14 protein-coding genes are annotated in these 13,369 nt (G+C 42.1%); all 14 read left to right on the top strand.

Going from position 1 to position 13,369, the window contains the following annotated elements; genetic code table 11:
* Window positions 1-9: 9 nt before the first annotated feature.
* The 14 genes from rsmG to WDB87_RS06015 all read left to right on the top strand — a co-directional run bounded on the left by rsmG (window position 10) and on the right by WDB87_RS06015 (window position 12,995).
* Window positions 10-630 carry a 16S rRNA (guanine(527)-N(7))-methyltransferase RsmG gene (rsmG, locus tag WDB87_RS06080; RefSeq protein ID WP_273607913.1) on the top strand — a complete coding sequence of 207 codons (621 nt, stop codon included), beginning with the start codon at window positions 10-12 and terminating at the stop codon, window positions 628-630.
* A gap of 14 nt (window positions 631-644) precedes the next feature.
* A complete protein-coding gene (locus WDB87_RS06075; RefSeq protein ID WP_004588067.1) occupies window positions 645-1,430 on the top strand; it encodes a ParA family protein in 786 nt (261 codons plus the stop codon).
* Window positions 1,431-1,450: 20 nt separating this feature from the next.
* On the top strand, window positions 1,451-2,377 hold the full coding sequence (locus WDB87_RS06070) for a ParB/RepB/Spo0J family partition protein (protein ID WP_286245678.1): 927 nt from the start codon (window positions 1,451-1,453) through the stop codon (window positions 2,375-2,377).
* A 142-nt stretch (window positions 2,378-2,519) separates the two neighbouring features.
* Window positions 2,520-2,900: an ATP synthase subunit I gene (locus tag WDB87_RS06065; RefSeq protein ID WP_286245677.1), complete on the top strand. Its 381-nt coding sequence runs from the start codon at window positions 2,520-2,522 to the stop codon at window positions 2,898-2,900.
* A 14-nt stretch (window positions 2,901-2,914) separates the two neighbouring features.
* The gene (atpB, locus tag WDB87_RS06060) at window positions 2,915-3,772 is read left to right on the top strand and encodes a F0F1 ATP synthase subunit A (RefSeq protein WP_337849359.1); all 858 of its coding nucleotides are present in this window, start codon (window positions 2,915-2,917) and stop codon (window positions 3,770-3,772) included.
* Between the two features lie 51 nt (window positions 3,773-3,823).
* On the top strand, window positions 3,824-4,057 hold the full coding sequence (gene atpE / locus WDB87_RS06055) for a F0F1 ATP synthase subunit C (RefSeq protein ID WP_004588071.1): 234 nt from the start codon (window positions 3,824-3,826) through the stop codon (window positions 4,055-4,057).
* 42 nt (window positions 4,058-4,099) lie between these two features.
* Window positions 4,100-4,570 (top strand): F0F1 ATP synthase subunit B, encoded by a 471-nt coding sequence (gene atpF, locus WDB87_RS06050; RefSeq protein ID WP_004588072.1) that lies wholly within the window; start codon window positions 4,100-4,102, stop codon window positions 4,568-4,570.
* 16 nt (window positions 4,571-4,586) lie between these two features.
* On the top strand, window positions 4,587-5,120 hold the full coding sequence (gene atpH / locus WDB87_RS06045) for a F0F1 ATP synthase subunit delta (RefSeq protein ID WP_004588073.1): 534 nt from the start codon (window positions 4,587-4,589) through the stop codon (window positions 5,118-5,120).
* Window positions 5,121-5,134: 14 nt separating this feature from the next.
* Window positions 5,135-6,676: a F0F1 ATP synthase subunit alpha gene (atpA, locus tag WDB87_RS06040; RefSeq protein WP_055016218.1), complete on the top strand. Its 1,542-nt coding sequence runs from the start codon at window positions 5,135-5,137 to the stop codon at window positions 6,674-6,676.
* Between the two features lie 60 nt (window positions 6,677-6,736).
* Window positions 6,737-7,597, top strand: a complete 861-nt coding sequence (atpG, locus tag WDB87_RS06035; protein WP_286245675.1) for a F0F1 ATP synthase subunit gamma — start codon at window positions 6,737-6,739, stop codon at window positions 7,595-7,597.
* A gap of 33 nt (window positions 7,598-7,630) precedes the next feature.
* The gene (gene atpD / locus WDB87_RS06030) at window positions 7,631-9,016 is read left to right on the top strand and encodes a F0F1 ATP synthase subunit beta (RefSeq protein WP_055016220.1); all 1,386 of its coding nucleotides are present in this window, start codon (window positions 7,631-7,633) and stop codon (window positions 9,014-9,016) included.
* Window positions 9,017-9,029: 13 nt separating this feature from the next.
* On the top strand, window positions 9,030-9,452 hold the full coding sequence (locus WDB87_RS06025) for a F0F1 ATP synthase subunit epsilon (protein ID WP_058548205.1): 423 nt from the start codon (window positions 9,030-9,032) through the stop codon (window positions 9,450-9,452).
* A 248-nt stretch (window positions 9,453-9,700) separates the two neighbouring features.
* On the top strand, window positions 9,701-11,059 hold the full coding sequence (gene glmU / locus WDB87_RS06020) for a bifunctional UDP-N-acetylglucosamine diphosphorylase/glucosamine-1-phosphate N-acetyltransferase GlmU (RefSeq protein WP_337849358.1): 1,359 nt from the start codon (window positions 9,701-9,703) through the stop codon (window positions 11,057-11,059).
* 142 nt (window positions 11,060-11,201) lie between these two features.
* On the top strand, window positions 11,202-12,995 hold the full coding sequence (locus tag WDB87_RS06015; protein WP_337849357.1) for a choice-of-anchor I family protein: 1,794 nt from the start codon (window positions 11,202-11,204) through the stop codon (window positions 12,993-12,995).
* Window positions 12,996-13,369 lie beyond the last annotated feature (374 nt).

Raw genomic sequence — 13,369 nt, 5'->3', positions numbered from 1 at the left:
AGGTAAACTGTGTTACAGCAACAATTAACAACATTGTTAGCGCAAACTGATATTGCGCTAACCGAAAAACAACAACAGCAATTAGTTAAATACGTTGAGTTACTAAATAAATGGAACAAAGCGTATAATTTAACCTCTGTGCGCTTACCAGAAGAAATGATGATTAAGCACATTATGGATAGCTTAGTTGTTGCACCTCATTTACCCGGTCATCATTATATTGATGTAGGCACTGGTCCTGGTTTGCCAGGTATTGTGTTAGCTATTGCATTACCTGATACACAATTTGTGCTACTTGATAGTTTAGGTAAACGTGTTCGCTTTTTAATGCAAGTTAAACATGAGCTTGGGCTAAATAATGTAACCCCAGTGCAGTCAAGAGTTGAAGAATATCAACCAAGTGTTAAATTAGATGGCGTACTAAGTCGTGCGTTTGCTTCATTGCAAGATATGGTTGATTGGTGTTCACACTTAATTGATCACTCAGGCAAATTTATCGCGCTTAAAGGTGTGTTTCCTAGTGAAGAGCTAGAGTCACTTCCTGAAGGTGTAAAATTTGAAGAAAAAATCTCGCTAGTAGTGCCTGAGCTTGATGCACAACGACATTTAATTATTCTTTCTAAAGACTAGGGATCAGAGACATAGTGGCAAAAGTCATCGCATTAGCAAATCAAAAAGGCGGCGTTGGTAAAACAACAACGGCTGTTAATCTCGCTGCATCTATGGCTGCAACGAAGCGTAAAGTGCTGTTAATAGATCTCGACCCCCAAGGCAACGCTACTATGGGTAGCGGTGTAGACAAGTATGGCGATGTCGCCACCATTTACGATTTACTCATTGAAGAAAAGCCAATGGATGAGGTGATAATCACTGAAACCTCGGGCGAGTATCATATGATAGCGGCCAACGGTGATGTAACCGCAGCTGAAGTAAAATTAATGGAGTTGTTTGCACGCGAAGTACGTCTTCGTAATGCGCTTGAAAAAATACAAGATAAATACGAATTTATTTTTATCGACTGCCCGCCTTCACTAAATATGTTAACAGTAAACGCCATGGCTGCTGCTGATTCTATTTTAGTCCCTATGCAATGTGAATATTATGCGCTTGAAGGGTTAACCGCATTAATGGACACTATTACACAGCTTGCAAAGTTAGTTAACCCTAACTTACAAATTGAAGGCATTCTTCGTACTATGTACGATCCACGCAATCGATTAGCAAATGATGTATCAGAACAATTAAAACAACATTTTGGCGATAAAGTCTACCGCACCGTGATCCCACGTAATGTGCGTCTTGCCGAGGCACCTAGTTTTGGTGCACCAGCAATGTACTACGACCGCGCATCAAGTGGCGCAAAAGCCTACTTAGCACTTGCGGGCGAAATGCTACGCAGAAAAGAAAAAACAGCGCCGGTAGTCGCCTAACTTTAAGGTAAAAAAATAACATGTCTGCTAAAAAACGAGGTTTAGGCCGAGGACTCGATGCCCTTTTAAGTTCATCAAAACCAGCGCCGAGCTCAAGCAAGGAACAAGACACAGTAAATGTGACTGAAGCTGTACAAACTGCAGCTCAGCCCGTTGCGAATGAATTGCAAAAGCTGCCTATTGAGTTTTTACACTCAGGAAAATACCAGCCTCGTAAAGATATGTCTGAAGAAGCGCTTGAAGAACTTGCAAGCTCTATCCGCTCACAAGGCATTATTCAGCCAATTGTGGTGCGCCCTGTTGCAGAAAATAGCTTTGAAATAATTGCCGGTGAACGTCGTTGGCGTGCTGCACAAATTGCTAAGCTTGAGAGCGTACCTTGTATTGTAAAAGATGTACCTGATGAAGCCGCCGTTGCTATTGCGCTGATAGAAAATATTCAGCGTGAAGATTTAAACGCAATGGAAGAAGCGATTGCGTTAAACAGATTATTAAATGAATTTGAATTAACACACCAGCAAGTTGCCGATGCGGTGGGTAAATCGCGCACTACCGTGACCAATTTACTGCGATTAAACAATTTAAATAGCGATGTTAAAATTTTGTTAGAACATGGCGACATAGAAATGGGCCACGCACGCTGTTTATTAGCACTTGAAGGTGAAGCGCAATCTGACGCTGCAAGATTAGCTGTAGCTAAAGCATTAACTGTTCGTGAAACAGAAAAGTTAGTGCGCTCAATTTTAGAGCCGGTTGCAGCGAAAGAAACGCCAGAAAAAGACCCAGATGTTAAGCGCTTAGAGCAAAAATTAGCCGACAATTTAGGGGCTAAAGTAGAAATAAATTATAATGCGAAAGGCAAAGGTAAGCTGGTTATTTCTTACACCAATTTAGATGAGCTTGATGGCATTTTAAATCGTATAAATCACAGCAATACCGACCATTAAAATTTTACATGTCCAATAAGAGACATTTGTAGCTATTTTGTGTTACAAAGCGTCTACTCAAGTTGCAAAACTGGTAGGATTAAGTATAATTTCGCCAGTTTTCACACCCTAACAATTAGAACGCCATAAAGGTTAACTAAACGTGACTAATAAGTTAGCAAGACCTTATAGGCTTGCCGCATTTAAATTAATTTGTCTTCAGGGTATCGTAGCACTAGTAGCTGCAGTAATTATTTTTGTTGGTTGGGGAGTAAACGCCAGCGTATCAGCACTTGCCGGTAGCAGTGTTGCAATACTTCCTCACCTAGTATTTGCGCTTTATGCATTCAGATATATGGGTGCAAGCAAAGCAAATCAAGCGTATACCTCGTTAAAACGCGGTAACGGATTAAAATTTATGCTAACAATCGTATTGTTTGCACTGATACTCAAGTCAACCACGGTCGTTTTAGTGCCGTTTTTTTGTGTTTACGTATTGGTGCTTTTCACTGGATTGTTCGCGCCCGTTTTTTTTAAACATTAACTTTGGGATATAACATGGCTGCAGAAGAAGTTACTATATCAAGCCATATCCAGCATCACTTAACAAACGCTAAGATGTGTATGACCGACTCAGGTCTTGCCTTCAACAATGCGTGTAAAGACAGTGGTTTCTGGACATGGAATATAGATACCCTCGCATGGTCAATCGGACTAGGTCTAATATTTTTATGGACTTTCCGTAGCGCCGCAAAAAAAGCACACACAGGAGTACCTGGTAAATTTCAATGTTTTATTGAAATGATAGTTGAGTTCGTTGGCGACAACGTACGTGATACTTACCACGGTAAAAGCAAATTAATTGCTCCATTAGCCTTAACAATTTTTGTTTGGGTGTTCTTAATGAACCTAATGGATTTAATCCCGGTTGATTTCTTACCTGCATTTGCCGGTTTCGTAGGTGAACAAGCCTTTGGCATGGACCCACACGACGTTTACATGAAAATTGTACCTACCACAGACATAAACTTAACCGCTGCATTAGCACTGGGTGTGTTTATTCTGATGATTGGTTACTCTATTAAAATTAAAGGGGTTGGTGGCTTTATTAAAGAGCTTACACTTCACCCGTTTAGCTCTAATAGCAAAGTGGCTATGATTTTCTTAATTCCTTGTAATTTATTACTAGAAACAATCGCTTTAGTGTCTAAGCCTTTCTCGTTAGCACTGCGTTTATTTGGTAACTTATACGCTGGTGAATTGATATTCATACTTATCGGCGCAGTTGGTTTAATGCAACTTCCGTTGCACTTTGTTTGGGCTGTATTCCATATCTTAGTAATCGTGTTACAAGCATTCGTATTTATGATGCTAACCATTGTTTACCTAAGCATGGCAAGTTCTGACAATCACTAATTTATACACTTTTTATATTTAACTTTAACAATTGAAACTTTGGAGAAAAAAATGGAACTAGTATTAGGTCTTAAGTACATCGCAGTTGCTTTACTTATCGGCTTCGGTGCAATCGGTACAGCTATCGGCTTCGGTAACATGGGTGGTAAATTCCTAGAAGCATGTGCGCGTCAGCCTGAGCTTGCACCTTCATTACAAGTTAAGATGTTCATCCTAGCTGGTCTAATCGATGCGGTAGCAATGATCGGTGTTGGTATCGCAATGGTAATCCTGTTCGTACTTTAATTTTATTTTTTGAACAGCTTACTATTTTAAGGAGGAGCGGTCGTGAACATAACAGCCACTCTTATCGGTGAATTAATTGCGTTTACGGTGTTTGTACTATTTTGTATGAAATATGTATGGCCACCACTTAATGATGCAATTGAGTCTCGCCAGAAGAAAATTGAAGATGGTTTAGCTGCCTCTGATAGAGCCGAAAAAGACTTAGAACTTGCGCAACAAAAAGCTGCAGAGCAGCTTAAAGATGCAAAAGCTCAAGCGGCAGATATCATTGAACAAGCTAAAAAGCGTGCCGTGCTGATTGTTGACGAAGAAACTGTTCGTGGACAAGAAGAGCGTGAAAAAATTATTGCTCAAGGGCACTCTGAAATTGAATCAGAGCGTAACCGTGTAACAGAAGAGCTACGTAAGCAAGTAGCAACTCTGGCAGTGGTTGGCGCAGAAAGAATTTTAGAGCGTGAAATCAATCAAGCCGCACATAGTGACATCGTTGAAAAACTTGTCGCTGAGCTGTAATTAGGAGGGTATGAGCATGTCTGAATTGACTACTATCGCTCGCCCATACGCTAAAGCGGCTTTTGAACTTGCCGTTGAAAAAGGCACAATTGAAAGCTGGAATGACATGTTGTTTTTTGCAGGCGAAGTTGCCAGCAATGAACAAGCATCAGCCATTTTAGCTGGATTGCCTACTGCTACTGCACAAGCTGAGTTATTTATTAACTTATGTGCTGAGCAGCTCAACGAACAAGGTCAGAACCTAGTGAAGGTGATGGCTGAAAATGGACGTTTGATTGCACTGCCTGAGGTTGCTCAGTTATTCGCTGCGTTTAAAGCAGAGTATGACAAAGAAATCGACGTAGATGTGATTTCGGCAACCCCTCTTGCTGCAGCGCAGCAAGAGTCATTGGTAGCGACACTTGAAAAACGTTTCGCACGCAAAGTTAAGCTGAATTGTAGTGAAGACGCTGCAGTTGTTGGCGGCCTTATTATTAAGGCGGGTGACACTGTAATCGACGGCTCAGTACGCGGTAAATTAAACCGCTTAGCCACAACACTACAATCGTAATTGGGAAAAAGAGCATGCAACTTAATTCCACTGAAATTTCAGATCTGATCAAACAACGTATTGAGCAGTTCGAAGTTGTAAGTGAAGCTCGTAACGAAGGTACTATCGTATCTGTTACTGACGGTATCATCCGCATCCACGGTCTAGCTGACTGTATGCAAGGTGAGATGATTGAGCTTCCAGGCAACCGTTATGCTATCGCACTAAACCTTGAGCGTGACTCAATTGGTGCAGTAGTTATGGGTCCATACGCTGACCTTACTGAAGGCGTAAAAGTATACACAACTGGTCGTATCTTAGAAGTTCCTGTTGGTGCTGGCTTACTTGGTCGTGTTGTAAACACACTAGGTGCTCCTATCGACGGTAAAGGCGCTTTAGATAACGATGGTTTTGAACCTGTAGAAAAAATTGCACCAGGTGTAATCGAGCGTCAATCTGTAGATGAGCCAGTTCAAACTGGTTATAAATCTATTGATGCGATGATTCCAGTTGGTCGTGGTCAGCGTGAGCTTGTAATCGGTGACCGCCAAACAGGTAAAACTGCACTAGCAATCGATGCAATCATCAACCAAAAGAACACAGGCGTTAAGTGTGTGTACGTAGCGGTTGGTCAAAAAGCATCTACTATTGCTAACGTAGTACGTAAATTAGAAGAGCACGGTGCACTTGCAAATACTATCGTAGTTGTAGCATCTGCTTCTGAGTCTGCGGCACTTCAGTACTTAGCACCGTTCTCGGGCTGTACTATGGGTGAATATTTCCGTGACCGTGGTGAAAACGCATTAATCGTATATGATGATTTATCTAAGCAAGCTGTTGCTTACCGTCAAATCTCATTACTACTTAAACGTCCACCAGGTCGTGAAGCATACCCAGGTGACGTATTCTACCTTCACTCGCGTCTTTTAGAGCGTGCTTCGCGTGTAAACGCTGATTACGTTGAAAAGTTCACTAATGGTGAAGTGAAAGGACAAACTGGTTCATTGACGGCATTGCCAATCATTGAAACTCAAGGCGGCGACGTTTCTGCGTTCGTACCGACAAACGTTATCTCTATCACCGATGGTCAGATCTTCTTAGAAACTGACTTATTCAACTCAGGTATCCGTCCGGCTGTAAATGCTGGTATCTCGGTATCGCGTGTTGGTGGTGCTGCACAAACTAAAATCGTTAAGAAACTAGGTGGCGGTATCCGTCTAGCCCTAGCTCAGTACCGTGAATTAGCTGCGTTCTCGCAGTTCGCGTCTGACCTTGATGATGCTACTCGTGCTCAACTTGAGCATGGTGAGCGTGTAACAGAGCTAATGAAGCAGAAACAGTACGCACCAATGTCTGTTGCTGAAATGTCTTTGTCGTTATTTGCAGCTGAGAAAGGTTACTTACAAGACATCGAAATCTCTAAAATCATGGATTTCGAAGCGGCTTTACTTTCTTATGCAAGTAGCACATACGCAGAGCTTGTGGCTCAAATCAATGAAACTGGTAACTACAACGCCGAGATCGAAGCGCAACTTAAAGAACTTCTTGAGAAGTTCAAGTCTACGCAAACTTGGTAATTTAGTTATTAATGGTGCGCTTTAGTTTACTAAAGCACACCTTGATTCGGAGAGAGAGTCATGGCCAGCGGAAAAGAGATTAAAAGCAAGATCGGGAGTATTAAAAATACTCAAAAGATCACTAGCGCAATGGAAATGGTTGCTGCGTCTAAAATGAAAAAGGCGCAAGAACGAGTGGCTTCAAGCCGTCCATACGCTGACAAATTACGCAAAGTAATTGGTCGTGTTGCTCAAGCAAATCTTGATTTTACTCACCCGTTCTTAGAAGAGCGAGAAGTAAAACGAGTTGGTTATATTGTTATCTCTACTGACCGTGGTCTATGTGGCGGCTTAAACTCAAACGAGTTTAAAAAAGTTGCATTAGACATTAAAGCGTGGAAAGAAAAAGGCGTAGACGCTGATTTTGCAACTTTAGGTAGCAAAGCGGCTAGCTTCTTTCAACGTTTTGGCGGTCAAGTGCTTGCTAAAAAAGCAGGCCTTGGAGATAAGCCTTCAGTACAAGACGTAATTGGTCCTGTAAAAATTATGCTAGATGCATTCTCTGAAGGTAAAATTGACCGTTTATTCCTGGTATATAACAACTTTGTTAATACCATGAAGCAAGAGCCAACAATAGATCAGTTACTCCCTTTGCCAAAAGCTGAAGAAGAAGTATCTGCCCACACATGGGACTACTTATACGAGCCAGGCCCAGACGCTATATTAGAGTCTTTGCTTGTACGCTTCGTTGAGTCTCAGGTATACCAAGGTGTGGTTGAGAACGCTGCCTCTGAACAGGCTGCCCGTATGGTTGCAATGAAAGCTGCAACAGATAATGCCGGCGACCTTATGGATGAGTTACAGCTTGTTTATAACAAGGCCCGCCAAGCGGCAATCACACAAGAAATTAGTGAGATTGTTTCAGGCTCAGCCGCAGTTTAATGCTTCAGGCAAAGATTAACGAGAGGAATAGACATGAGTTTAGGTAAGGTCGTCCAAATTATCGGTGCCGTTGTAGATATTGAGTTTTCTCAAGACAACGTGCCAGCCGTATATGACGCACTAAAAGTAACAGATGGCGATTTAGCTGGTTTGACTTTAGAAGTTCAACAACAGCTAGGTGGCGGTGTTGTTCGTACTATCGCACTAGGTACTACTGACGGTTTACGTCGTGGCGCAGCGGTAGAAAATACAGGTGAAGCGATTCAAGTTCCAGTTGGTAAAGCAACGCTTGGTCGTATCATGAACGTACTTGGTGAGCCAATTGATGAAGCTGGCCCAATCGGCGAAGAAGACCGTATGTCTATTCACCGTGCAGCGCCTTCATACGAAGAGCAATCAAGTTCAGTTGAGCTTTTAGAAACTGGTATCAAGGTAATCGACCTTGTATGTCCGTTTGCTAAAGGTGGTAAAGTTGGTTTATTCGGTGGTGCCGGTGTAGGTAAAACCGTAAACATGATGGAACTTATCCGTAACATCGCAATCGAGCATAGCGGCTACTCAGTATTCGCAGGTGTTGGTGAGCGTACTCGTGAGGGTAACGATTTCTACCATGAGATGAACGATTCAAACGTACTTGATAAAGTATCGCTTGTATACGGTCAGATGAACGAGCCTCCAGGTAACCGTTTACGCGTAGCGTTAACAGGTCTTACTATGGCTGAAAAGTTCCGTGACGAAGGTCGCGATGTACTTTTCTTCGTAGATAACATCTACCGTTACACACTAGCTGGTACAGAAGTATCTGCACTACTTGGTCGTATGCCATCAGCGGTAGGTTACCAGCCTACACTTGCTGAAGAAATGGGTGTACTTCAAGAGCGTATCGCTTCAACGAAGACTGGTTCAATTACATCAATCCAAGCGGTATACGTACCTGCGGATGATTTAACGGATCCATCTCCAGCAACTACCTTTGCTCACTTAGATGCAACAGTAGTACTTTCACGTGATATCGCATCACTTGGTATTTACCCAGCGGTAGACCCACTTGATTCATCTTCACGTCAACTTGACCCATTAGTAATTGGCCAAGATCACTACGATACAGCACGTGGCGTTCAAACAGTTCTTCAGCGTTACAAAGAACTTAAAGACATCATTGCTATTCTAGGTATGGACGAGCTTTCTGACGAAGATAAGCAACTTGTATCTCGTGCACGTAAAATCCAGCGTTTCCTATCTCAGCCATTCTTCGTGGCAGAGGTATTTACAGGTGCGCCAGGTAAATACGTTTCACTAAAAGACACAATTGCTGGCTTTAAAGGCATTCTAAGCGGTGAGTTCGATGACCTTCCAGAGCAAGCGTTCTACATGGTTGGCTCTATCGAAGAAGCTCAAGAAAAAGCTAAAAGCATGTAATTAGGAGGGTAGTATGGCAGCTATGACTGTACATCTTGACGTAGTAAGCGCAGAGCAGAGTTTGTTCTCTGGTCTAGTTGAATCGATTCAAGTATCTGGTAGTGAAGGTGAGCTTGGTGTTAATGCCGGCCACGCCCCACTACTAACTGCCCTTAAACCTGGTATGGTACGTTTAGTTAAGCAATTTGGTGAAGAAGAACTGATCTACATTGCTGGCGGTACACTAGAAGTTCAACCGAACATAGTAACCGTACTTGCTGATACAGCTGTTCGTGGTGAAGACCTTGACGAGCAAGCTGCAGAGCAAGCTAAGCGTGACGCAGAAAGCCAAATGGCTAATGCGTCAGCTGCTGAATTTGATTATCAAAAAGCAGCTATGCAACTAGCAGAAGCTATTGCACAACTTCGCGTAATTCAGCAATTACGTAAAAAGTAAGCCTATCCGGTTTTTAAAAGCCCACATTATGTGGGCTTTTTTATGCTTGTAATTTGGCTATACACTTATATCCATCTGCAAAGCTGGTTACAATAAGTGTAATTATTATGAATAGTTTGTTTATCATAGATTCAGTCATTATTTTTTATAATACGGCTGAGTATGTACACATGGAGTGACATGCGTAATCTAGTTAAGCTACTTTCATTAACTCCTCACTAAAACAACGGAAAAAGGAAATTGTTTTAATGGCTCTAACAACAGTAATTCTTGCTGCGGGTAAAGGTACCCGTATGCGTTCTGCTCTACCAAAAGTACTGCATAAAGTAGCAGGTAAACCTATGGTGCAGCACGTTATAGATAATGCAAAGGCATTGGGTGCAACCACCACTAACTTAGTTTACGGGCACGGCGGCGAACTATTACAACAACAACTTGTCGATAATAACGTAAACTGGGTACTGCAAGCAGATCAACTTGGTACAGGCCACGCAGTAGCCCAAGCTAATCCGCACATTAATGATGACGACACCGTACTTGTTTTATACGGCGATGTACCTCTTACAAAGCAATCAACACTTGAGCGCTTATTAGCTGCAACACCTAAAAATGGTTTAGCGGTATTAACCGTTAACTTGGTTAACCCAAATGGCTATGGCCGTATGCTACGTGAAAATGGCAAGCTTGTAGGTATTATTGAGCAAAAAGATGCAAGCGCCGAGCAGTTACTTATTAGTGAAGTAAACACCGGCATTATGGCGGTTAACGGCAAGCTTTTAAAAACATGGTTAGGCAACTTATCTAATAATAATGCGCAGGGTGAATACTACCTTACAGATATCGTTGCTATGGCGCACAGTGAAGGTGTAGAAATCACGTCAGCGCAGCCAGATCATGCAATGGAAGTTGAAGGCGCAAACAACCGCGTACAACTTGCAGGCCTTGAGCGTGCTTATCAAGCATGGCAAGCAGAAGAATTAATGCTAAATGGTGCCACCCTAGCCGACCCTGCTCGTATAGATGTACGTGGCGACGTTAAAACAGGCGAAGACGTATTAATTGATATAAACGTTATTTTTGAAGGTAATGTAACTCTAGGGAATAACGTACAAATTGGCCCTAACTGTGTACTTAAAAACTGTACTATTGGCGATAACGTAGTTATAAAAGCAAATACCTTGATTGAAGATGCAAGCGTAGCGGCTAAATGTACGCTGGGCCCATATGCTCGCCTACGCCCAGGTGCGGTAATGGAAGAAGACTCGCACATTGGTAACTTTGTAGAGATGAAAAAAACCCGACTAGGCAAAGGTTCTAAAGCAAACCACTTAAGTTACTTAGGCGATGCTGAAATTGGTGAAAAAGTGAATATTGGCGCAGGTACTATTACCTGTAACTACGATGGGGTTAATAAAGCAAAAACCATTATTGGTGATAACGCCTTTATTGGTTCTAACTCATCGCTCGTTGCGCCAGTAAACATTGGTGCAACCGCAACGGTAGGTGCAGGCTCTGTGATCACCAGTACCGTTGAAGATGAACAGCTTGCAATAGCACGCTCTAAACAGCGCAATTTAACCGGCTGGAAACGACCAGTTAAAAAATAATAATGACCATTCATCATTAGATAATTAAAGCGAGTTTAACACTCGCTTTTTTATTGCCGAAATCTAATGAAAATAAAAATGCCATAACTTTGTCATACCTGTGTGTTGATATTTACCCAATACAACACGAAGGAAAATAACAATGTTTAAAAGGTCACTTATCGCACTTTCACTCATATCAATATTAACGGGTTGCTCACTAGATGGAGATGACGGCCAAGACGGCACGCAAGGTATTCAGGGAGAACAAGGTACAGCGGGTCAAAATGGTACTAACGGCACCAATGCAAATTCGGCGTTAAATATAAGCTTAGTCGGCAGAGCCGTACTTAATACCCAAAGCCCCGAAGGTGCAGCCGAAATCGTCGCTTATCAAGCATCTAAAAAGTGGATTTACGCTATTAATAGCTCTGGTGATGAAGCAGTAGTGAATATTATACCCGCCGACACCTTTGATACGGCGGCCCTTGTTCAAGATAACGAAGGGATAGTGAGTGCAACTAACCTAACATCAACCATTACCCTTACCTTAAACGACAACACCTCAGGCGATGCCAACAGCATAGCAATAGATGAAACTAACCAATTACTAGCTGTGGCTATGGCTGCTAAAAATGTGGGCGAAGCGGGTCAAATTGCATTTTACGACATAAGCGGCGATGCACCCGCATTCATAAAAAATGTACCAGCGGGCTTTTTACCTGACATGGTGACTTTTAACCACGACGGTACAAAGGTGGTTGTAGCCAATGAAGGTGAGCCTAATGGCGATTACAGTATCGACCCTGAGGGCTCTATCAGTGTTATTAATATAGAAAGTGGCGTAATTGCCGATACGGCCACCAATATTGATTTTACTGCATATAACAATCAACAAACTGAGCTTGAAGAGAAAGGGCTAGTTTTTGCAAATCCCACAGGGCGAACAATTAATGGAAATGAAATAAATACAACAGTTGCTATGGACCTAGAGCCTGAGTACGTCAGCATTTCTAAAGATAATAAATATGCCTATATATCAATTCAAGAAAATAACGGTCTCGCTATTATTAACCTAGAAGATAATAGCGTAGAGCTAAAAGGGTTAGGATTTAAAGATTGGTCTAACTTGCAAATAGACGCATCAGATAAAGACGGCGGTGTTAATTTTAAATCGTACCCAGGGCTTTATGGTATGTATCAGCCAGATACAATCTCAAGCTTTAGCTGGAAAGGTGCAAACTTTATAGTGTCGGCAAATGAAGGTGATGCACGTGAATATTTCTTTGATACAACAGACGAAGCAGACTGCACAGCAAAGGGCGGCCTAGATTACGATGAAGATGACGGCTGTCTTGCCTATATAGATGAAAGCCGCGTTGAAGATTTAACGCTTGCTGCTAATTTTGACTACTTAAATAACGACGATGACGATATAGGCCGTTTAAAAGTAAGTACTGTTAAGGGGGATACGAATGACGACGGTCAGTACGAATCGCTTTATGCCTATGGTGCACGCTCGTTTACCATCTGGGACAGTAATGGGCTGGTGGTGTTTGACTCAGGCGACGACATAGGTCGCATTACGGCATCGGTTCATGGTGAAGCCTTTAATAATAATGAAGATGAAAACGAAGGCGATACACGCTCAGATGATAAAGGCGCAGAACCCGAAGCGCTAACAATAGGTACTATTGGCGAACGCACCTTTGCTTTTATAGGTCTTGAGCGTATGGGTGGGATTATGGTTTACGATATTACCAACCCTTACGATGTGCAATTTGAAGATTACTTTTATAACCGAGGTGTAATAGAGGGAGCTGATATAACCGGCGACCTTGCACCCGAAGGCATGGTATTTGTACCGGCTGAGCAAAGTGCCACCGAAAAACCACTCCTTATAATAGGTAATGAGATCTCAGGTTCTATAGCTGTATGGCAAATTGCAGTAAATTAAAACCAATAAAGCAGTACAGCGATTACTAAATGTACTGCTTATTATAACGCGCAAATACTAGCTGTAAAATAGCGACTTAATATGCGCGTTTTTTAATCTAAAATCAGCCCGCAGGCCTTTATTTGTATGCGTTTCATACTAAATTCATTTATTTGTCAAAAAGCTGAAATAAAACATTGACCCCCGCTCGAATCTCCCTATAATGCGACCCCACTGAGACGGGAAACGCTGAAGCATAGCAAGGCACAACGGCTCAGAGAGTTAAATAAAACTTCGGTTTTAAATATTCTAAAAAGAAAGTTTAAAATTAAGTATTGACTCGAAAAATAAAGGATGTATTATACGCATCCCTAGCGACAACGTCGCAACGTTCT

The organism is Pseudoalteromonas sp. C12FD-1 (assembly GCF_037414265.1).
In the GTDB taxonomy this organism is placed as follows: domain Bacteria; phylum Pseudomonadota; class Gammaproteobacteria; order Enterobacterales; family Alteromonadaceae; genus Pseudoalteromonas.
This window is presented reverse-complemented; position numbering and strand designations above follow the sequence as displayed.

Excerpts from the sequence above, each read along its gene's own strand:
- atpG (WP_286245675.1), top strand. The coding sequence starts at position 6,737 with ATGGCCAGCGGAAAAGAGATTAAAAGCAAGATCGGGAGTATTAAAAAT.
- WDB87_RS06070 (WP_286245678.1), top strand. The coding sequence starts at position 1,451 with ATGTCTGCTAAAAAACGAGGTTTAGGCCGAGGACTCGATGCCCTTTTA.
- atpE (WP_004588071.1), top strand. The coding sequence starts at position 3,824 with ATGGAACTAGTATTAGGTCTTAAGTACATCGCAGTTGCTTTACTTATC.
- WDB87_RS06015 (WP_337849357.1), top strand. The coding sequence starts at position 11,202 with ATGTTTAAAAGGTCACTTATCGCACTTTCACTCATATCAATATTAACG.
- glmU (WP_337849358.1), top strand. The coding sequence starts at position 9,701 with ATGGCTCTAACAACAGTAATTCTTGCTGCGGGTAAAGGTACCCGTATG.
- atpA (WP_055016218.1), top strand. The coding sequence starts at position 5,135 with ATGCAACTTAATTCCACTGAAATTTCAGATCTGATCAAACAACGTATT.
- atpD (WP_055016220.1), top strand. The coding sequence starts at position 7,631 with ATGAGTTTAGGTAAGGTCGTCCAAATTATCGGTGCCGTTGTAGATATT.
- atpB (WP_337849359.1), top strand. The coding sequence starts at position 2,915 with ATGGCTGCAGAAGAAGTTACTATATCAAGCCATATCCAGCATCACTTA.
- atpH (WP_004588073.1), top strand. The coding sequence starts at position 4,587 with ATGTCTGAATTGACTACTATCGCTCGCCCATACGCTAAAGCGGCTTTT.
- WDB87_RS06025 (WP_058548205.1), top strand. The coding sequence starts at position 9,030 with ATGGCAGCTATGACTGTACATCTTGACGTAGTAAGCGCAGAGCAGAGT.